General features: G+C 29.5%; 16 protein-coding genes and 2 tRNA genes. 8 read left to right on the forward strand and 10 right to left on the reverse strand.

The features are described 5' to 3' along the window. Window positions 1–22 precede the first annotated feature (22 nt). Window positions 23–247: a hypothetical protein gene (locus ACFO3U_RS03885; protein WP_379738421.1), complete on the forward strand. Its 225-nt coding sequence runs from the start codon at window positions 23–25 to the stop codon at window positions 245–247. A 95-nt stretch (window positions 248–342) separates the two neighbouring features. On the opposite strand, the gene ACFO3U_RS03890 is transcribed toward ACFO3U_RS03885, so the two are convergent. From ACFO3U_RS03890 to mutS, 4 genes are all read right to left on the reverse strand, one after another. Then, complete coding sequence (locus ACFO3U_RS03890) at window positions 343–690, reverse strand: DUF1508 domain-containing protein (protein ID WP_379738422.1); 348 nt, start codon at window positions 688–690, stop codon at window positions 343–345. A 122-nt stretch (window positions 691–812) separates the two neighbouring features. Further along, a tRNA-Leu gene (locus ACFO3U_RS03895) sits at window positions 813–898 on the reverse strand. Between the two features lie 35 nt (window positions 899–933). Then, window positions 934–1,006 (reverse strand) — tRNA-Gly (locus tag ACFO3U_RS03900). A 210-nt stretch (window positions 1,007–1,216) separates the two neighbouring features. Beyond that, window positions 1,217–3,784, reverse strand: coding sequence for a DNA mismatch repair protein MutS (gene mutS, locus ACFO3U_RS03905; protein ID WP_379738555.1), 2,568 nt, complete (start codon window positions 3,782–3,784; stop codon window positions 1,217–1,219). Between the two features lie 176 nt (window positions 3,785–3,960). On the opposite strand from mutS, the gene ACFO3U_RS03910 reads away from it, so the two are divergent. Further along, entirely contained in the window at window positions 3,961–4,488 is a 528-nt protein-coding gene (locus ACFO3U_RS03910; RefSeq protein ID WP_379738423.1) for an RNA methyltransferase, read from the forward strand. Beyond that, on the forward strand, window positions 4,488–4,661 hold the full coding sequence (locus ACFO3U_RS03915; protein ID WP_379738424.1) for a hypothetical protein: 174 nt from the start codon (window positions 4,488–4,490) through the stop codon (window positions 4,659–4,661). The genes ACFO3U_RS03910 and ACFO3U_RS03915 overlap by 1 nt, the downstream gene beginning before the upstream one ends. 1 nt (window position 4,662) lies before the next feature. On the opposite strand, the gene folK is transcribed toward ACFO3U_RS03915, so the two are convergent. Further along, complete coding sequence (gene folK / locus ACFO3U_RS03920; RefSeq protein WP_379738425.1) at window positions 4,663–5,796, reverse strand: 2-amino-4-hydroxy-6-hydroxymethyldihydropteridine diphosphokinase; 1,134 nt, start codon at window positions 5,794–5,796, stop codon at window positions 4,663–4,665. A gap of 118 nt (window positions 5,797–5,914) precedes the next feature. Between folK and sppA the strand changes: the two genes are divergently transcribed. From sppA to ACFO3U_RS03935, 3 genes are all read left to right on the forward strand, one after another. Continuing rightward, entirely contained in the window at window positions 5,915–7,687 is a 1,773-nt protein-coding gene (sppA, locus tag ACFO3U_RS03925) for a signal peptide peptidase SppA (protein ID WP_379738426.1), read from the forward strand. 104 nt (window positions 7,688–7,791) lie between these two features. Continuing rightward, entirely contained in the window at window positions 7,792–8,499 is a 708-nt protein-coding gene (locus ACFO3U_RS03930; RefSeq protein ID WP_379738427.1) for a queuosine precursor transporter, read from the forward strand. A gap of 107 nt (window positions 8,500–8,606) precedes the next feature. Further along, window positions 8,607–11,213, forward strand: a complete 2,607-nt coding sequence (locus ACFO3U_RS03935) for an AsmA-like C-terminal region-containing protein (RefSeq protein WP_379738428.1) — start codon at window positions 8,607–8,609, stop codon at window positions 11,211–11,213. Between the two features lie 71 nt (window positions 11,214–11,284). On the opposite strand, the gene ACFO3U_RS03940 is transcribed toward ACFO3U_RS03935, so the two are convergent. Then, the gene (locus ACFO3U_RS03940) at window positions 11,285–12,076 is read right to left on the reverse strand and encodes a DUF2797 domain-containing protein (RefSeq protein WP_379738429.1); all 792 of its coding nucleotides are present in this window, start codon (window positions 12,074–12,076) and stop codon (window positions 11,285–11,287) included. Between the two features lie 103 nt (window positions 12,077–12,179). Here ACFO3U_RS03940 and ACFO3U_RS03945 point away from each other — a divergent pair, with 103 nt between their 5' ends. Together ACFO3U_RS03945 and ACFO3U_RS03950 are read left to right on the forward strand one after the other, a co-directional pair. Then, window positions 12,180–13,703 carry a GH3 auxin-responsive promoter family protein gene (locus ACFO3U_RS03945; protein ID WP_379738430.1) on the forward strand — a complete coding sequence of 508 codons (1,524 nt, stop codon included), beginning with the start codon at window positions 12,180–12,182 and terminating at the stop codon, window positions 13,701–13,703. A 194-nt stretch (window positions 13,704–13,897) separates the two neighbouring features. Beyond that, window positions 13,898–16,360, forward strand: a complete 2,463-nt coding sequence (locus ACFO3U_RS03950) for a TonB-dependent receptor domain-containing protein (protein ID WP_379738431.1) — start codon at window positions 13,898–13,900, stop codon at window positions 16,358–16,360. A gap of 46 nt (window positions 16,361–16,406) precedes the next feature. Here ACFO3U_RS03950 and clpX read toward each other — a convergent pair whose 3' ends face one another. From clpX to ACFO3U_RS03970, 4 genes are all read right to left on the reverse strand, one after another. Next, the gene (clpX, locus tag ACFO3U_RS03955; protein ID WP_379738432.1) at window positions 16,407–17,639 is read right to left on the reverse strand and encodes an ATP-dependent Clp protease ATP-binding subunit ClpX; all 1,233 of its coding nucleotides are present in this window, start codon (window positions 17,637–17,639) and stop codon (window positions 16,407–16,409) included. Between the two features lie 74 nt (window positions 17,640–17,713). Next, a complete protein-coding gene (gene clpP / locus ACFO3U_RS03960; RefSeq protein WP_379738433.1) occupies window positions 17,714–18,388 on the reverse strand; it encodes an ATP-dependent Clp endopeptidase proteolytic subunit ClpP in 675 nt (224 codons plus the stop codon). A 112-nt stretch (window positions 18,389–18,500) separates the two neighbouring features. After that, window positions 18,501–19,826, reverse strand: coding sequence for a trigger factor (gene tig / locus ACFO3U_RS03965; protein WP_379738434.1), 1,326 nt, complete (start codon window positions 19,824–19,826; stop codon window positions 18,501–18,503). A 98-nt stretch (window positions 19,827–19,924) separates the two neighbouring features. Then, window positions 19,925–20,269 (reverse strand): phage holin family protein, encoded by a 345-nt coding sequence (locus tag ACFO3U_RS03970; protein WP_379738435.1) that lies wholly within the window; start codon window positions 20,267–20,269, stop codon window positions 19,925–19,927. Window positions 20,270–20,282: the final 13 nt, after the last annotated feature.

The following is a 20,282-nucleotide window of genomic DNA, read 5'->3' on the forward strand; positions in this document are numbered from 1 at the left end:
TTAACCTTTTATAATAAAAAAGATGAAAAAAGTTGTATTAAGCTTAGCATTAGTTGCTATGATGTTCGTATCTTGTAAAGAAACTGAAGCTAACACTGAAGAAGCTACTACTGACGCAGTAGAAGCTGTTGAAGCTACTGCTGAAGAGGCTGTTGAAACTGTTGAAGTTGCTGCTGACTCTGCTACTGCTGCTGTTGAAGCTGCTGGAACTGAAGCTGCTGCTAAAGTTGAAGAAGCTGCTAAATAATTAGCGCTAAAGCAAAAAAAATAAAGCTCCACAATGTGGGGCTTTTTTTTATATTTATCTTTTTTAAGAAAGACTATACTTACAAATAAAAAAGACTAATCTTTAAAAACATCTAATTCTACAGAGAAATCTAAAATTTCAGATAAATTTCCATATTTAATAATTTCATTAATACTTTTTTGCATCATTAATTGTGTAGAAAATTTTCGGCTTATGGCAATTTCTTTTTCTTGCAACACAATTTTAAAATAAAATTTCCCTTTTGTAGATTTAAATTGCATAAAAAAACAATCTTCTAGTTTTGTCTTTAAATTTTCAATCTCATTTTCACATTCAAATCGTAGTTCAAAATCTTTACTTATAAAAATAGGTTTTCCTTTTCTTGATACAAATTCATATTTGTACATATCACTTATTCTCTTTGTAATGACGAATGTTCCCATAGTTGTTTTTAGAAATGAAATAGCAATCTACAATTTTTAAAACAAGAAAAATAAAGATTTTAAAAAAATAATGAAGAGGTTATAAACAAAAAAAGCTCCAAACATTAGTTTGAAGCTTTTAGTACTCGAGGCGGGACTTGAACCCGCACGGGCATTACTACCCACTGGATTTTAAGTCCAGCGTGTCTACCAATTCCACCACTCAAGCATTTGGTTTAATAAAAAACCATTGGTATATTATTGAGCGAAAAACGGGGTTCGAACCCGCGACCTCGACCTTGGCAAGGTCGCGCTCTACCAGCTGAGCTATTTTCGCGTTTATGATAAACTCAAAAAAGACTAGATTAAGTAGAACAGAATCACACTCTAAATGAGCCTATTTTCACTTTATATTTTCAAGAACTTGCTATACTACTTCCGTATTGCGAGTGCAAATATAGAACATATTTTTATTCTCACAAGCACTTTTGACAAAAAAAACAAAACTTTTTCATAACCTTTTGATAACTAAATAATTATTTTCAGATTACTTTTTAACTAACATTCTCTTTATTTCATTCAACTTCATTAAAGCTTCCATAGGAGTTAGTGTGTTGATATCTAAATTAACAATTTCTTCTTTAATTTCTTCTAAAAGTGGGTCATCTAAATTGAAAAAACTCAATTGTAACTCATCATTTGCAGCCTTAATGTCCATTAATTCATTAGAAGAATGTTTTTTCTCTAATTGTTTTAATAACTTTTGAGCCTTCTGAATTACTATTTGAGGCATTCCTGCCATTTTTGCTACGTGAATACCAAAACTATGAGCACTTCCCCCTTTTACTAATTTACGAATAAATAATACGGTATCTTTTAATTCTTTTACTGAAACATTAAAGTTTTGAATTCTATCAAATGTAACTTCCATTTCATTTAATTCATGATAATGAGTTGCAAATAAAGTTTTAGGTTTATTGGGATGTTCATGTAAATATTCAGCAATAGCCCAAGCAATCGAAATTCCGTCATAAGTTGATGTTCCTCTACCAATTTCATCTAACAAAATCAAACTTCTTTCTGAAAGGTTATTCAAAATAGAAGCTGTTTCATTCATTTCTACCATAAAAGTAGATTCTCCCATGGAAATATTATCGCTTGCTCCTACTCTAGTGAAAATTTTATCTACAATTCCCATTCTAACAGCTTCAGCCGGAACAAAACTTCCCATTTGAGCCAAGAGTACAATCAAAGCTGTTTGACGCAAAATAGCAGATTTACCAGACATATTTGGACCAGTAATCATAATGATTTGTTGGCTTTCATTATCTAAAAAGACATTGTTTGAAATATAAGGCACACTAACAGGCAATTGTCTTTCAATTACAGGATGACGACCTTCAGTAATTTCCAAATCAAAACTTTCATCAATTTGAGGTTGTACAAATTTTTGATCAATAGCTATTTGAGTAAACGAATTCAAACAATCCAATTGAGCCACCAAATTAGCATTCAACTGAACTGGTTTTATGTAAGTTGCCATCCATTGAATTAATTGCTCAAATAATTGATTTTCTAAAACCTGAATTTTTTCTTCAGCTCCTAAAATTTTAGCTTCATATTCTTTTAATTCTTCAGTAATATAGCGTTCTGCACTTACCAAAGTTTGCTTTCTAATCCAATCTCCAGGTACTTTATCTTTGTGTGTATTTCTGACTTCAATATAATATCCAAAAACATTATTGAAAGAAACTTTTAGCGAAGTAATTCCGGTTTTTTCACTTTCACGAAGTTCTAAATCTTCTAAAAAACCTTTTCCTTTGGAAGAAATAGCTCTTAATTCATCTAATTCTTCATTTACTCCTGAAGCAATTGCATTTCCTTTATTGATAGCTACAGGTGCTTCTTGATTTAAAGTAGTTTTTATTTTTTCTCGAAGTAATTCGCAAGCATGCAAACTATCTCCAATAACTTTTAGGGATTCATTTTTAGAAGAAAGGGCTAATTCTTTTATCGGAATTATAGCATCTAAAGAATCTTTCAAATAGATAACTTCTCTAGGTGAAATTTTTCCAGTAGCCACTTTAGAAATTAATCGTTCTAAATCAGAAATTTGCTTAATTTGGTTTTGAATCTTTTGTAAAACTTCTTGATTGTCTTTCAAATAAGCAACAACTTCGTGACGGCTTTTAATCTTAACAGCATCTTTTAAAGGTAAAGCCAACCAACGTTTCAGCAAACGCGAACCCATTGGTGACAACGTTTTGTCAATCACATCTAAAAGTGTAACTGCATTTTGATTCGTAGAATGATACAATTCTAGATTTCTAATTGTAAATCTATCCATCCAAACGTAAGCATCTTCCGCAATTCTTTGAATAGAAGTTATATGTTGGATTTTATTATGTTGGGTTTCTGATAAATAATATAAAATTGCTCCAGAAGAAATAATTCCTTCATGCAATTCTTCAATTCCAAAACCTTTTAGTGAATTGGTTTGAAAATGATTCGTTAAGCTTTCAAATGCATAATCTTGTTTAAAAATCCAATCTTCCAAAAAGAAAGTGTGATAATCTTCTCCAAAAACTTCTTTAAACTTTAATTTGAATTGCTTCGGGATTAATACTTCACTAGGTTGAAAATTTTGCAATAATTTATCAATGTATTCTTCATTTCCTTGAGCGGTTAAAAATTCACCAGTAGAAACATCCAAAAACGAAATACCAATTGAAATTTTTCCAAAATGTAAAGCAGCTAAAAAGTTGTTTGATTTTGATTGCAAAACCTCATCATTCATTGAAACTCCTGGTGTGATTAATTCGGTCACACCGCGTTTAACGATTGTTTTAGTCATTTTTGGATCTTCTAATTGGTCGCAAATTGCAACACGAAGTCCAGCTTTAACTAATTTTGGTAAATAGGTATTTATGGAATGATGTGGGAAACCAGCTAAAGCCGTTTCGGTTTCAGAACCAGCTCCACGTTTAGTTAAAGTAATTCCTAAAATTCCTGCAGCACGAATAGCATCTTCTCCAAAAGTTTCGTAAAAATCTCCAACTCTAAACAACAAACAAGCATCAGGATATTTTGCTTTTATTCCGTTGTATTGCTTCATTAAAGGAGTTTCTTTAACTTCTTTTGGTTTAGATTCTTTTGCTGATTTCTTAGCCACAATAATATTTTTTAGGTAATGCTTGCGAAGTTACAAAAATCAATGACAATTTCAATTTCAATAGCAAAATACAATTTTATAAACTTTGAAACTTGGAACCAATAAAATATCTTTGTCAAATGAAAAAATTAGCCAACGAAGCATTAAATAGAATCAGCAAAGAAGAATTCAAAGATGCTGAAAAAACTCCAATCATTATTATTTTAGATGACATTCGAAGTTTACACAATATTGGTTCTGTTTTTAGAACTTCTGATGCTTTTTTAATTGAAAAAATATATTTGTGTGGCATAACTGCTGTTCCTCCAAACAAAGAAATTCACAAAACAGCTTTAGGTGCAACTGAAACAGTGAGTTGGGAATATGCAAAAGATGTTTTAGAAGTTATTGAAAAACTGAAAGCTGAAAATGTTGCCATTTATTCAATTGAACAAGTTGAAAATTCGATTATGTTGAATGATTTTCAACCTGAAAATGATAAAAAATATGCTTTAATTTTTGGAAATGAAGTTAAAGGTGTTCAACAAGAAGCTATCAATTTAAGTGATGGTGTAATTGAAATCCCGCAACTAGGAAGCAAACATTCTTTAAATATCTCTGTAAGTGCTGGAATTGTTATTTGGGATTTGTTTCAAAAACTAAACTAATGAAAATAGGACCTTTATCAATAACTATTTTACTTGTTTCTTTTGCGGTTATGTTGGTAACGACTTTAGATTGGATTGACAATAATCCTTTAAGCGATTATAAACTTCTTGCTGCTTTACAATTTATGCTTATTGGGAGAATTATTCTAAAAAATAAAAGAAAAAAAGACTAAACTAAATTACTTTAGCATTTATCTCATTCAACAAATAGACGTAATCATTCTGGTTTTTTATAAAATCTAAATCTGAAATATCAATTACTAAAACATTCAAATCGGTTTGGGTTTTGATATAATCTAAATAGCCTCGATTTATTTTTTCTAAATATTCTGCTGGAATTTCCTGTTCGTAACTTCTTCCCCTTTTTTTAATGTTTTTTAAAAGTCGTTCAGTATTTTGATACAAATACACATATAAATCAGGTTTTGGCATTTCTTTTCGAATGATATCAAACATGGTTTTATACAAACGAAATTCATCTTCATGCAACGTTACTTTTGCAAAAATCAACGATTTAAAAATATGATAATCTGCTACTATAAAATCTTTAAACAAATCAAATTGTGCTAAATCATCTGTTAATTGCTGATATCTATCGGCTAAAAAAGACATTTCTAACGGAAAAGCATATCGATTTTGATCTTTATAGAATTTAGGCAAAAACGGATTATCGGCAAATCGTTCTAAAACTAATTTTGCATTACAATCTTCTGCAATTTTTGTAGCTAAAGTAGTTTTTCCGGCACCAATATTTCCTTCAATTGCAATGTAATTGAAATCTTGTAACTTTAATTTTTCGATTGGGGATGTTAATTTCTCAACAACTTTACAATCACTTTCATCTTCACAGATTTGCAATAATTCTGAAACTGATTTTTTTAATATAGGATGTATCCAATCCAAATTCAAATCATTCATTGGCAACAAAACAAACTTTCTATCTTGCATTTGTTTGTGAGGAATTTCCAAATTTTCAGATTCAAGAATATCTTCATTATAAGAAATAATATCTATATCAATAGTTCTAGCTTGATATCCTTTTTCATTGGAACGAGTTCTACCTAATTGTTTTTCTAATTTTAAAACCTGCGAAAGAATTTTTTGCGCTGATTTTGACGTATGAATTACAATAGCACAATTATAAAAAGGATCACTTTCAAAACCCCAAGCTGGAGTTTCATAAATCTTTGAAACCTTAACAACCGTTGCAATTTCATTATGAATCGTGGCAATACATAATTCAATAGCTTCTAACCTATTGCCAATATTACTTCCTAATGATAAAATTATTTGATTTTGTGATTTCATACAATGGCAAAATAACAAACAATTTTCGGCTTATCTCAGAAGAAATTAATTTTTTTTAAAAGCTGTAACATTATTACCAAAAACCATACTTATAAGCACATTAAATACATAATTAAAAATGAGATTCTTAAGTAACGTTTTATCAACTATAGTCGGAATATTTTTATTCTGTTTTATATTTTTCTTTTTCATCCTGATTATTGGAGCTTTGGCTGGAAGTGGTGATGGAAAACCTAAATTAAAGAAAAACTCAGTTATCGAGTTAGATTTATCTGAAATCAGTTTGGATTACAATGGAAAATTTGAACCAAGTCCTTTTGAGGCTTTATTGGATCAAAAAAGTAAAGCAAGTGTTAGTGAAGTTATTGATGCCATTGAAGCTGCTAAGAAAGATAAAGACATTGAAGGAATTTCAATTTTAAAAAACGAATCATCTTTAGGATTAGCTCAATCAAAAGCCATTAGAAACAAACTTGAAGAATTTAAAAAATCAGGAAAATTCATTTATGCCTATTCTGATGTTTTAAGCCAAAAAGATTACTACATGAATTCTGTCGCTGACCAAATTTATTTAAATCCTGTAGGAGAATTAGATTTTAAAGGTTTGTCTTCAGAAGTACTTTACTTGAAAGATTTACAAGAAAAATCAGGTGTAAAATTTGAAGTTATTCGTCATGGAAAATACAAAAGTGCAGTAGAACCTTTCTTAGCTCAAGAAATGAGTCCAGAAAATAGAGAACAAATGACCGTTTTATTACAGTCAATTTGGGAAACCATAGTTACAGATATTGCTACAAGTAGAAAAATTGATGTATCTACTTTAAACAACATTGCAGATAATTTGGGAGCAAGAACTCCTCAAATGGCTTTAGCTGCCAAAATGATTGACAAAATTGGTTATGAAGATGAGTATCACGATTTGATTCGTAAAAAATTAAAAGTGAAAGACGATGAAGAATACAATACAATTTCTATTTCTGATTATGCAGATTTAGCTGATTCACCTTCCACTAATTTTACAGCTGATAATACAATTGCTGTTATATATGCACAAGGAGAAATTCAAGGTGGTGAGGGAAGCGTAAATGTAATTGGAGAAGGTTCTATAAATCGTTCTTTGAAAGAGGCTCGTGAAGACGATGACGTAAAAGCTATTGTACTTAGAGTAGATAGTCCAGGTGGAAGTGCTTTAACCTCTGAATTAATTTGGAGAGAAATTGAATTGACTAAAAAAGTTAAACCAGTAGTTGTATCAATGGGTAATTTAGCTGCTTCAGGTGGTTATTATATTTCTTGTAATTCTGATTATATTTTTGCAGAACCAAGTACAATTACAGGTTCAATTGGTGTTTTTGGAATGCTACCAAATATGACTGAATTGAGTAAAAATATTGGAATAAATGCTGAACAAGTTAAAACGCATAAAAATGCAAGTGGTTATAGTGTTTTTGAACCTTTAGATGAAGAATATAAAGCTGTTGTTTTAGAAAGCATTGAAGATGTGTATGGCACTTTCTTAAAAAGAGTAGCTGATGGCAGAAAAATGACAACTGAACAAGTAGATGCAATTGCACAAGGAAGAATTTGGACTGGAACTGATGCCATAAAAAATGGTTTAGTAGATAAAATTGGAGGTTTAAATGATGCTATTAAATATGCTGTAACTTTAGCAAAAGTAAAAGATTTTAGAACTGAAAATTACCCAGAATATGAAACTAATTTTGAAGATTTATTAGCTGGAATGACAGGAATTTCAATTTTTAAAACTAAAGAAGATTTATTAAAAGAACAATTAGGAACTGAGGGTTATTTACTTTTAGAAAAAATCAAAAGAGCTCAAAACATCAAAGGTGTTCAAGCCATGATGCCTTTTGAATTAGATATTAAATAGTCTTTATACAATTATTTACAGCTTAAAAGAACCACTAACAAAAAATTAGTGGTTTTTTTATTCTTTTTATTTTGTTTAACTATATTTGCCTTAAATTAAACAAAATGAATATTAAAGACAAACTACTGGCTCAAAAAATCTACTTCATCCTTGGAGGAATTTTTATTGCTTCACTTGTTGTTTCAAATTTAATATTTCAAAAGTTTTTTTATTGGTATCCTTTTGGAGAATTCACATTTTTTGGAGCTAAATTTTTTGAAATTTCCGTAGGAATTATTCCTTATCCTATAACTTTTTTAGTCACTGATATTATTTCAGAAATTTATGGAAAGAAAAAAGCAAATCAAGTTGTGACTACAGGTATTTTTGCTTCTGTTTTTTCTCTTTTAATAATCTTCATTGCCAATGAAGTTCCAGCAATAGAGAGTTCTCCCGTGAATAATGAGTTATTTACAAAAGTTTTTGGACAAACGGCTTTGGCTGTTTTAGCTTCAATGACTGCTTATCTTTTTGCACAATATGTAGATATTCAAGTCTATCATTTTTGGAAAAAACTGACTAAAGGAAAAATGCTTTGGTTGCGAAATAATTTTTCTACTATTACCTCTCAAGCAATAGATACTTTTTCTGTATTATTTCTTCTTTGTTCATTCAAAATATTACCATGGGAAATTTTTGGAAAACTATTTATTAGTGGTTTTGCTTTCAAAATTTTAATTGCACTACTCGACACTCCTTTGATGTATTTAGCTGTTTATTTTTTTAGAAAAAAATTTAAGTTAAATCTAAACGAAGAACTTAATATCGATTAGTTTAAATTCTATAAAAATTTATTAAAATCTTAATACTTTCTTTTTCAATTTGGTATTACATTTGTTTATTAGAAAAGTCTAAATAATGTTCGCTTAAATAAATTGTTATGCTAAAGAAAATTTTAAAAATCACTGGAATAACTTTGTTAGTACTAATCATTGGATTAGTGGCTGCTCCTTTTATTTTCAAAGATAAAATCAAGGAAATGATTGCAAAAACACTGAATGAAAGTGTAGATGCAAAAGTTGCTTTTGAAGATGTAGATTTAAGTTTATTAAAAAGTTTTCCTTTAGCTAATGTTACAATTGACAAGTTGAGTATTATAAACAAAGCTCCTTTTGAAGGTGATACATTGTTTTATAGTGGTGAAACAAATTTAAAAATGAGCATTAAAGAACTTTTTAAAGATGCAACTGAAACTATAAATTTAGAAAGTATCTCTTCACAAAACGGAATAGTAAATATCATTTTCAATAAAGATGGTTTAGGAAATTACGATATTGCTTTAAAAGATGATAAACCAGAAAGTGAAAGCGACAGCAAACCATTTGCATTAAATATTCAGGATTATAAAATTGAAAATCTACGTCTCTCTTATATTGACGAGGCTTCTGACATGAAGATGCTTTTAGACAGTATCAATCACTCAGGAACTGGAAATTTTGCCGCACAAAAATTAGATTTAGACACAGAAACTACAGCTAAACTTTCCTTTGAAATGGAAAAAAATAAGCTGATGAATAATGTTGGAATTACATTAGATGCAGTTTTAGGAATTGATTTAGACAAAATGAAATTTGAATTTAAAGACAATAGAGCCTTAATCAATCAATTGCCTTTAGAATTTAGTGGTTCTTTACAAATGGTTGAAGCTGGTCAAGATTATGATTTGAAGTTTAAAACACCAACTTCTTCGTTCAAAAACTTTTTAGGTTTGGTTCCAAAAGCTTATTCTGGTGATTTAGACAAAGTGCAAACTTCGGGTGATTTTAAAGTTAACGGAGTTGTAAAAGGAAGTTTAACCGAAACTACAATTCCAAAATTCAATATAGAAATAGCTTCTAACAATGCGATGTTTAAATATCCTGACTTGCCGAAAGCAGTTAAGAACATTGTTATTGACACCCATATTGTAAATGAAACGGGTTTAATGAATGATACTTACGTGAATTTAGATAAATTATCATTTGCTATTGATCAAGATGTGTTTAATGTAAAAGCAAATATCAAAAATTTCGATAATGCTTTAGTTGATGCTCAATTAAATGGAACAATCAATTTAGCTAATGTAACAAAAGCTTATCCAGTTCAATTAGACATGCCTTTATCTGGAATTTTAAAAGCTGATGTTGCTACTAAATTTGATATGAAATCGGTTGAAACTTCACAATATCAAAATATTCAAAGTTCAGGTAATATGTCAATTACTGGTTTCAATTATGATGGTCCAGAATTAGCAAAACCTATCAAAATTAATAAAGCAGCAATTGTTTTCAACACTAGTAAAATTCAATTAAACGAACTTGATGCTAAAACAGGTGGATCTGATTTAAAAGTAACTGGTGCTTTAGATAATTTCTACGGATTTATGTTTAAAAACCAAGTATTAAAAGGAAATTTCAACATGAATTCTAATAACCTATTGGTTTCAGATTTTATGGAACCAAGTACAACAACTACCACAGAAGGTAAAAAAGCTACAGAGCCAGTAAAAATTCCTTCTTTCTTAGATTGCACAATTTCGGCAAAAGCCAACAATGTGGTTTACGATAATCTAATTTTAAAAAATGTTTCTGGAAATCTTGTTGTCAGAGATCAAGCTATTGCTTTAAATAATTTAAAAATGGGAATTTTTGGAGGAAACATTGGCTTGACAGGAAATGTTTCAACTAAAGGAAATGTACCTACATTTAAAATGGATTTAGGATTAAATCAAGTTGGTATCTCAGAAGCTTTTACACAACTAGACATGCTGAAATCTATTGCACCAATTGCTGGTGTTATAAATGGAAAATTAAATTCAACTATAAATGTATCAGGAAAGTTAACAAACGATATGACACCTGATTTAAAAACACTTTCAGGTGATTTAGTGGGGCAACTTTTATCAACTACTATAAATGAGAAGAATTCAAAATTACTTTCTACATTGTCGTCTAATTTGAATTTTATTAATTTAGACAAACTGAATTTAAACGATTTAAAAGCAGCTTTAACTTTTAGTGATGGAAAAGTAAATTTAAAACCTCTAGATTTAAAATACCAAGATATTAAAGTAACTCTTGGAGGAACACATGGTTTTGACCAAACTATGAACTATGACATAAAATTTGATGTTCCCACAAAATACTTAGGAACAGAAATAAATAATTTGATTGCTAAATTAGCTCCAGCTGATGCTAAAAAAGTAGAGAGTATTCCGATTAATGCAGCAATGACAGGAAGTTTTGGAGCTCCAAAATTAACAACTGATTTAAAAATGGCAACTACTAATTTAATAACACAATTATTAAAACAGCAAAAAGACAAACTGATTGGACAAGGTTTAAGTCAATTAGGAAATGTTGCAGGATTACCAACAAAAACAGATTCTACAGGAACTTCAACACCTAAGACAAAAGAAGAAGTTAAGGAAGAAGTGAAAGAGGTTGTAAAAGACAAAGTAAAAGATGGTTTAAACAATTTGTTTAACAAAAAGAAAAAAGACGAGTAAAATTAAGTACGAAGTTTGAAATACGAAACACAAAGAATAACCCTTTTCATTGATTTGAAAAGGGTTTGTTTTTATAAACTAATTCTCACCACATAACCTTCATTACTTCTCACATTAAAAACTGTTCCATCTTCAAATAAGAGATATTGTCCTTTAATTCCAGATACTTTACCTGAAAATGAAGGTGTTTTGTCTAAATTAATACTGCTTATTTTTTTTGGATAGTGCAAAACTGGATAATGTAAATCTAAAACTTGTTGGTCCACTGCAAAATAAGGTTTTACTTCTTCTGGCAACCATTCAAATGTGTTTTGTCTTTCCACTAATAAATCCACAGGTAACACTTCATTTTTTAGCATTTTTTGCCAAGCTGTTTTATCTGCAAAATGATTTTTAAGAGCCACTTCTGTAATTCCTGCTAAATATCTATTTGGAACCTCAACAATCGGCACAGCTTGAACAGCACCTTGATCAATCCATCTAGTTGGAACTTGTGTTTTTCTAGTTACACCTACTTTCACTTCACTCGATAAAGCTAAATACACAACATGAGGTTGCAATTGCACCTTTTTTTCATAAACTAAATCTCTATCTTCAATATCTAAATGAGCCGTGCTCAATTCAGGTTTCATAATCCAATCACCAACAGCAGCACTACTCATAAAACAATCATAACAAAATCCCTGACGAAAAATTTTCTTTTGCTTTCCACAATTTAAACATTGATAGCCTTGAAAAACTATTTCGGTTTCTTTTCCAATTAACTGATTTACATTTAAAAAGCTATTTTCAAAAACCAAATAATATTGAATTGGGTTTCCTATTTCGGTTTGCATTTTAGTCAAAACACCTTCGTATGTCATTCTTGTAAAGATTTTGGTTTAAAGTTTTATATTCAACAAAATTTGTTATTTTTGGTAAAGTTATAATTCGTAATTCGTAATTCATAATTCACAGTTTAAAAAAATGGCTTTTCCAATAATAAACTCTATAGCTTCTTTCTTATTGAAAAAACGAATTCATCAAATGGAATTGTTTTTAAAATATCCACATGAAGTACAAGAAGAATTATTATTCAACCTATTAAAACAAGCAGAAAATACTTTTTTAGGAAAACAATATGAATTCAGTTCCATAACCAATTACAAAACATTTTCTGAAAGAATTCCGGTTTCAACTTATGAAGAATTAGAACCGCTTATTGAAAGAACTCGAAAAGGAGAACAAAATATTTTTTGGAACACACCTATAAAATGGTTTGCAAAATCAAGTGGTACAACAAATGCAAAAAGCAAATTTATTCCAGTAAGTGCTGAAGCTTTAGAAAATTGTCATTATAAAGCTAGTAAAGATTTATTAGCTTTGTATCTAAATAACAATGAAGAATCTCAATTATTTGTGGGGAAAAGTCTTCGTTTAGGAGGAAGTAAACAGTTATATGAAGACAACAATACATTTTTTGGTGATTTATCAGCTATTTTGATTGACAATATGCCTATTTGGGCAGAATTTAGTTCAACACCAAGCAGTAGTATTTCATTAATGGGTGATTGGGAAAGCAAAATGCCTGCAATTATTAATGAAACAATCAATGAAAATGTAACTAGTTTAGCTGGTGTTCCAAGTTGGATGATGGTTCTTTTAAACAAAACATTAGAGCAAACAGGTAAAGAAAACATGCTGGATATTTGGCCAAATGCTGAAGTTTATTTTCATGGTGGTGTAAATTTTGATCCTTATAGAGAACAATATAAAAAGCTCTTTCCAAAAGATAATTTTCAATACTACGAAATTTATAATGCATCAGAAGGTTTTTTTGCTTTGCAAGATTTAAATAATTCTAATGATTTGCTTTTAATGTTAGATTATGGCATTTTTTATGAGTTTATTCCAATGGATACTTTTGGGCAACCTACTCAAAAAATAATTCGTTTAAATGAAGTTGAAATTAATAAAAATTATGCAGTTGTAATTACTACAAATTCTGGTTTATGGAGATATATGATTGGAGATACCATTCGTTTTACTAATTTAAATCCATACAGAATTCGAGTTACTGGAAGAACAAAACATCATTTGAATGTGTTTGGAGAAGAATTGATGGTAGAAAATACTGAAATGGCTCTAACTGCAACTTGCAAAGAATTAAATTGTGAAATCATCGATTATACTGTTGCTCCAATTTTCATGGAAGGAAAGAACAAAGGTGCTCATGAATGGATGATTGAATTTAAATCTTTACCAGAATGCATTACTACTTTTAGTGAACTTTTAGATAAAAATCTTCAAAACCTTAATTCTGACTACGAAGCAAAACGCTACAATAACATGACCTTAAATCCGTTAGTATTAAATGTAGCTCGACCAAAATTATTCTATGATTGGCTAAAAGAGAATGATAAATTAGGTGGTCAGCATAAAATTCCACGACTTTCTAACGATAGAAATTATATGGAACAATTATTGCGAATGCAAATGGTGAATGCTTAAAAATTGAATTATGAAAAAAATTATTGCTTTATTTTTACTTACTCTTTTTTTAATTTCTTGCTCGAGTACACCAAGATATGGTTGTAATTCTAGAAGATGTGATGTGAGTCAACCTCAACAATAAAAAATAAAATTTTGTAACAATTTTGATTTAGGTGAGTCTTATCAGTAATCATCAATCAAATCAAAATCTAATGAAATTATTTAAAAAAGCAGTAATTCAACATTTTACTGTAGTTGTCTTATTTTTTATTTGCAATTTAAGTTTTGCACAAGAAGCAATTAAAACAATAAAAGTTAAATCTTTTAATGAAAAAGTCGACTGTTCAATCGACAATATTGATCGTTTTTATACTTTAGAGCGAAAAGTCAACAACGAAGTCTTGTATAATAAATACTTCAACGCAACTGGTTGCGAATTTACTATTACAGAAAATTTAGCTGCTGGAAATTACACCTTAACCATTTTTACTTACGAATATAATCAAGAAGTTATTTCTTTTGAAATCACTGAAACAAACAATTCTATAAATTTAGAAGATGTTCTTTTAACTGAAAAAATGACAAATCTAAAAGAAGTTGTTCTTACAGATAGAAAAAAATACATCAAAGTTGAATCAGATAAAACTACTATAAATGTCAAAGACAATCCATTGGTTAGTTCAGGAACTGCTTTGGATGCTATTAAAAAAATGCCTGGAGTTGTTGCTTCTCCAACTGGAGGATTTACCTTAAACGGAAAACCTATTGTTGTTTATATTGACGATGCTCCAAACTCTTTGAGTGGAAATGATTTGAAAAATTATCTTTCTTCACTTCCTGCTAAAGCTATTGAAAACATTGAATTAATTTACAACCCTGGTGCTTCATTTGATGCCAATGCAAGTGGTTCGGTAATTAATTTAGTAACAAGTTCTGTTCGATTAAAAGGAATTAATGCTAATTTCAATATCAACTATAATTTTAATAAATACCAAAAACCAAGTCCTCAAATCTTATTAAACGGAAAAGAGAAAAACTTGAGTTGGCAAACCATGATTGGTTACAATTATATTGAAAGCGAACAAAAATCAGAAAACGGACAAACATTTACATCGTTTAATCCTGATGAAACTATTCAACAAGAAAGGTTGACTGTTTCTACAAATCGTAATTTTTATTCAAGAATTGGAACTAATTATAAATTATCAAAAAAATCAAATTTATTATTAAATTACAACGCTACTTTAAGCAATAACAGAAATGAATTTGATGCACAGACTTTCGGTTCAAGTATTCCAGATTATTATAATGAGGGAATTTCTAAAAACAAAACCAACAATCATGAAGTTAGTCTGCAATACAAAACTAAACTTGATACCTTAGGAAGAAAGTTAGATATTATTGGATTTTCTAATTTCTTTTCTAACAACCCAAACTCATTTTCAACAGCTAAAGAAAACAATACAAACAGTACATTCATCACCAAAAACAATTTTGATTTACTAAATTATTATTTGAAATATGATTTTACCATTCCGTTTCAAAAATATGATTTCTCATTAACAACTGGTGGAAAATTCAATCATTTGGACGTGAACAATATTGGAAATTATAATTTAAACAATCCAATTACAAGCATTATTGATTTTGATTACGAAGAATCTAATTTGGCTTTTTATGCTGAAGCAAGAAAAAAAATCAAAAAATTCAATTTCACTTTAGGACTACGTTTAGAAGATTTTAATGTGAATAGAACAGGAATTGTTGACAATACAGCTACAAAAATAGAGTTTTCAAACACCAATTTATTTCCAAATGCAAGTGTTTTATATCAACTTTCTGACGAAGTAAATATAAGTTCATCTTACTCTAGAAAAATCAGACAACCTAATTATAATACTTTAGATCCAAATGGAAGCAACTTTGATCAATACAATAGTTCTGGTGGAAATTTACTTTTGAATCCTGTGTTTTTTGATAATTATGATTTTAAAATAACAGCTTTAGATTATATACAAGTTGGAACCAATTATAGCGTTGCCAAAGATCAAAATTTCTTTGTTTTTAGTGCTGAACCAAATGAATTAGTAAGTTCTAGTGCTTTTAGACAATTTGATAGAGTGAAAACTTTTAGTGCATTTGCTAATTTTCCAATTCCATTAGATTATTTCTTTAAAGGAAAAGATGTTTTCATGGAACGTTTGAATAATGTTGACCGAATGAATTACATTTATTTAAGTGTAAATTATATCAAAACAACTATTGACGGTTATGAATTTCCATTCAAACAAAAACCCATTTGGAATTATGCTGCTGAAGCTCAAATTTTATTGCCTTGGGACATTAGAAACAGCATGACTTATTATATTCTTCCTCCAGGAAACTGGGAAATTTATGATGTAACAAAACCTATCCAACAATTTGACATCTCTTTTCAAAAAGAATTTTTAAATAAAAATCTTAAAATAGGACTTCATGCAATGGATTTATTTAACCAAAATAGCATAACAGCTCAAATTGCAACTCCAAACTTAAACACTAACTTCTATGAAAAGAATGATAGTAGAGTATTTAGAATTTCATTGAGTTATAATTTTGGAAACCTCAAATTAGAGAAAGAAAACACAACGATTGAAACTGAAAAAGTAAAAAGTGGTGGTGGATTTGTAAAATAAAAATTAAAAAAAATCCCGATTTAAAATTAAATCGGGATTTTTTATTTTATGAAACAGCTTTGAGTCGTTGCAATAAATTTTTATTTAAACTCTGTTCTGCATATTCTTTAGTTACCATTAACGTTTTTTCTTCCGAACCAGGTAAATCAAACATCGCATCTGTTAAAATAGCTTCACAAAGTGAACGCAAACCTCTTGCTCCTAATTTGTATTCTAATGCTTTTGAAACAATAAATTCTAACGCTCCTTCTTCGATTTCTAATTCCACTTCGTCCATTTCAAACAACTTTTTGTATTGTTTTACTAAAGCGTTTTTTGGTTCAGTCAAAATACTTCTTAACGTATCAGCATCTAATGGATCCATGTGTGTAAGAACAGGTAATCTTCCAATTATTTCAGGAATTAGACCAAAGTCTTTTACATCTTTTGGAATAATATATTGTAATAAATTGTCCTTATCAATTTGGTCTGTATTAATAGAAGAACTATATCCAACAGCTTGACGATTTAGACGTTTTGAAATTACACGTTCAATTCCGTCAAAAGCACCACCAGCTATAAATAAGATATTTTGTGTATTAACCTCAACAAATTTTTGGTCTGGATGTTTTCTTCCTCCTTTTGGTGGTACATTTACAACCGTTCCTTCTAATAACTTCAACAAAGCTTGTTGCACACCTTCTCCAGAAACATCTCTAGTTATTGATGGATTATCACTCTTACGGGCAATTTTATCAATTTCATCAATAAAAACGATTCCTCTTTCGGCTTTCTCCACATCGTAATCAGCTGCTTGAAGCAAACGAGTCAAAATACTTTCAACATCTTCACCTACATAACCAGCTTCTGTTAAAACGGTTGCATCAACAATTGCTAAAGGAACATTCAACATTCTGGCAATAGTCTTTGCTACTAATGTTTTTCCTGTTCCTGTTTGTCCGACCATTAAGATGTTACTTTTTTCAATTTCAACATCATCATCGGTTTGTTTTTGCATTAATCTTTTGTAGTGATTATATACAGCAACACTCATCACTCTTTTTGTTTGATCTTGTCCAATAACATAATCATCCAAAAAAGTTTTGATTTCTTTTGGTTTCAGTAAATTTAAATCTGCTAACAGTTCCGATTGACCTGTTTGCTTGATTTCTTCAATTACAATTCCGTGAGCTTGTTCAATACATCTATCACAAATATGTGCATCTATACCAGCAATTAATAAATTAGTTTCTGGCTTTTTTCTTCCACAGAATGAACATTCTAGTACTTCTTTTGGCATTTTTTTTTATTATGAGTTATTGGTTATGATTATGGACAAATCTGTTACCCATTACCAATTACCTATAACCAGTTTTATTTTCTTTCTAACACTTCATCAATCATACCATATTCTTTCGCTTCAGCAGCAATCATCCAGTAGTCTCTTTCTGAATCTTTATATACTTTATCAAAATCTTGTTTTGAATGTTTAGCAATAATTTGATATAATTCGTCTTTCAATTTCAACATTTCACGTAAGTTGATTTCCATATCAGAAGCAACTCCTTGAGCACCACCACTTGGTTGGTGAATCATAACACGTGAATGAGGTAATGCACTTCTTTTTCCATCAGCTCCAGCACATAATAAAACAGCTCCCATTGAAGCAGCCATTCCTGTGCAAATAGTAGCTACATCAGGTTTAATGAATTGCATAGTATCATAAATTCCTAATCCAGCATAAACACTTCCACCAGGAGAATTGATATAAATTTGAATATCTTTAGAAGCATCTGTACTTTCTAAAAACAACAATTGTGCTTGAACAATATTTGCAATTTGGTCATCAACACCTGTTCCTAAAAAGATAATTCTATCCATCATTAAACGCGAAAAAACGTCTAATTGCGAAACATTTAATTGACGTTCTTCCATAATGTATGGAGTCATTCCTGTTGGTGTAACTTGTTTTACAATTTTATCATAATACAAATTATTTATGCCTTGGTGCTTGGTCGCAAATTTTCTAAATTCTTTTCCGTAGTTCATATTATTTTTGAATAATTAAATTATTGTTATACAAATTCTGAGTTTCAATCAGAATAAAAAAACGCCAAACCCAAAAGTTTGACGTTCAAAGATAATTATTTTTTATGAGAAATTATTCTCCATACATTTCTTTAATAAAGTCTTGGTAAGAAACTTCTTTTGTTTTTGCAGGAACTTTCTCTTTGTATAGATTAATCATTTTTTCGCTCATGATTTGCTCAGACAAACGTTTAATCTCATCTTGGTTAGATAAAACTCGTGCCACAATTCCATCAACTTCTTCATCCGTTGGATTTACTTGACCAAATTGAGCCATTTGTTTTTTGATTAAATCAGAAGTAAATGCTTTTAATTCTTCAAAAGTTGTTTGAAGGTTATTTTCAACAATTACTTTTCCTTCAATCAATTGGTAACGTAAACCTTTTTCTGATTTTTCATATTCTTCTTCTGCTTGTTCAGCCGTTAAAGGATTTTCACCTGCATTTTGAATCCATTTTTTAAGAAATTCTGCTGGTAAATCAAATTTTGTGTTTTCAATTAAAGATTCAGTAACATCGTTTAAGAATTTTTGATCTGCTTGTTGAGCAAATTGACCTTCAGCATCTTCTTTGATTTTTGCTTTTAATTCTTCAACCGATTTTACATTTCCTTCACCAAATAATTTATCAAATAATTCTTGGTTTAATTCTGCCAATTCTGTTGCGTTGATTTCCTCAATAGTAAAGTTTACATCAACATCTAAACCATGAACATCATCATGAGAAACTTTTAAATAATCCATTAATTTATGGTCATCATCAAAAAGTCCTTTTGTATTTAAAACAACAACATCACCTACTTTTTTTCCTATGAATTCTTTGGCTGTTTTTTTGTCTTTAAAAATATCTAGTGAAAGAGTTGTTCTATTTTCAATTCCTTTTTCTTCGTTTGAGAAAGTTCCTGAAACATCAAATCCTTCTTCTACTTTATCTTGAGGGATTAATTTTCCGTATTGTTTTTGAATACGTTCAATTTGCTCATTCAACATAGTTTCGTCAGCAACAATTACAAAACGAGTAACTTTTGTTTTAGCTGTTAAGTCTACATTAAATTCTGGTGCTAATCCTAATTCGAATTCAAAAGTATAATCTTCTTTGTCCCAATTGAAATCTTCAGTTACTTTTGGAAGTGGATTTCCTAAAATATCTAATTTCTCTTGAACTAGGTAATCGTTTAAAGATTTTTGCAATAACTTATTTACTTCGTCTAATAAAACGGCTTTACCATATTGTTTTTGGATAACGCTCATTGGCACAGCACCTTTTCTAAATCCTGGAATGTTTGCGTTTTTTCTATAATCTGCTAAAATTTTAGCCACATTAGCTGAATAATCTTCTTTAGCAACTGCTACAGTAACTATTGCATTTAATGCATCAACGTTTTCTCTTGTAATGTTCATTTTGTCTTTTTTTCCTATTGAAAATTGGGTTGCAAAATTATAAAAATTTCACAACCCAAACAAGTTTTTAATTAATTGAAATTCAATTGTATAAAATTTTAGCTTTTCTCTACGAAAATATTATTCAGAATTGACTGACCTATTGACAAAAGCAAGCTAAACAATAAAGCATACCAAAACCCTGAAACGGCAAAACCATCAATCATTTTATCGCAAATCATTATTATAACTGCATTAATTACTAATAGAAAAAGGCCTAGTGTAACAATAGTAACTGGAATAGTTAACAAAACTAATATTGGTTTTAAAAACGTATTCAATAGAGCTAAAACTATTGCTACAATTAATGCTGTTGAAAAACTTGCCACAGCTATTCCTGGTAAAAAATGAGCTAAAACAAAAACTACAATTGTAGAAATTAGAAGTTTGATAAGTAAATTCATTATTTAAATTTTA

The organism is Flavobacterium ponti (genome assembly GCF_042652765.1).
Lineage (GTDB): Bacteria > Bacteroidota > Bacteroidia > Flavobacteriales > Flavobacteriaceae > Flavobacterium > Flavobacterium ponti.

What these genes read in the sequence shown, in the direction of transcription:
- ACFO3U_RS03885 (WP_379738421.1), top strand. Translation starts at nt 23, where the DNA reads ATGAAAAAAGTTGTATTAAGCTTAGCATTAGTTGCTATGATGTTCGTA.
- ACFO3U_RS03890 (WP_379738422.1), bottom strand. Translation starts at nt 690, where the DNA reads ATGGGAACATTCGTCATTACAAAGAGAATAAGTGATATGTACAAATAT.
- mutS (WP_379738555.1), bottom strand. Translation starts at nt 3,784, where the DNA reads ATGAAGCAATACAACGGAATAAAAGCAAAATATCCTGATGCTTGTTTG.
- ACFO3U_RS03910 (WP_379738423.1), top strand. Translation starts at nt 3,961, where the DNA reads ATGAAAAAATTAGCCAACGAAGCATTAAATAGAATCAGCAAAGAAGAA.
- ACFO3U_RS03915 (WP_379738424.1), top strand. Translation starts at nt 4,488, where the DNA reads ATGAAAATAGGACCTTTATCAATAACTATTTTACTTGTTTCTTTTGCG.
- folK (WP_379738425.1), bottom strand. Translation starts at nt 5,796, where the DNA reads ATGAAATCACAAAATCAAATAATTTTATCATTAGGAAGTAATATTGGC.
- sppA (WP_379738426.1), top strand. Translation starts at nt 5,915, where the DNA reads ATGAGATTCTTAAGTAACGTTTTATCAACTATAGTCGGAATATTTTTA.
- ACFO3U_RS03930 (WP_379738427.1), top strand. Translation starts at nt 7,792, where the DNA reads ATGAATATTAAAGACAAACTACTGGCTCAAAAAATCTACTTCATCCTT.
- ACFO3U_RS03935 (WP_379738428.1), top strand. Translation starts at nt 8,607, where the DNA reads ATGCTAAAGAAAATTTTAAAAATCACTGGAATAACTTTGTTAGTACTA.
- ACFO3U_RS03940 (WP_379738429.1), bottom strand. Translation starts at nt 12,076, where the DNA reads ATGACATACGAAGGTGTTTTGACTAAAATGCAAACCGAAATAGGAAAC.
- ACFO3U_RS03945 (WP_379738430.1), top strand. Translation starts at nt 12,180, where the DNA reads ATGGCTTTTCCAATAATAAACTCTATAGCTTCTTTCTTATTGAAAAAA.
- ACFO3U_RS03950 (WP_379738431.1), top strand. Translation starts at nt 13,898, where the DNA reads ATGAAATTATTTAAAAAAGCAGTAATTCAACATTTTACTGTAGTTGTC.
- clpX (WP_379738432.1), bottom strand. Translation starts at nt 17,639, where the DNA reads ATGCCAAAAGAAGTACTAGAATGTTCATTCTGTGGAAGAAAAAAGCCA.
- clpP (WP_379738433.1), bottom strand. Translation starts at nt 18,388, where the DNA reads ATGAACTACGGAAAAGAATTTAGAAAATTTGCGACCAAGCACCAAGGC.
- tig (WP_379738434.1), bottom strand. Translation starts at nt 19,826, where the DNA reads ATGAACATTACAAGAGAAAACGTTGATGCATTAAATGCAATAGTTACT.
- ACFO3U_RS03970 (WP_379738435.1), bottom strand. Translation starts at nt 20,269, where the DNA reads ATGAATTTACTTATCAAACTTCTAATTTCTACAATTGTAGTTTTTGTT.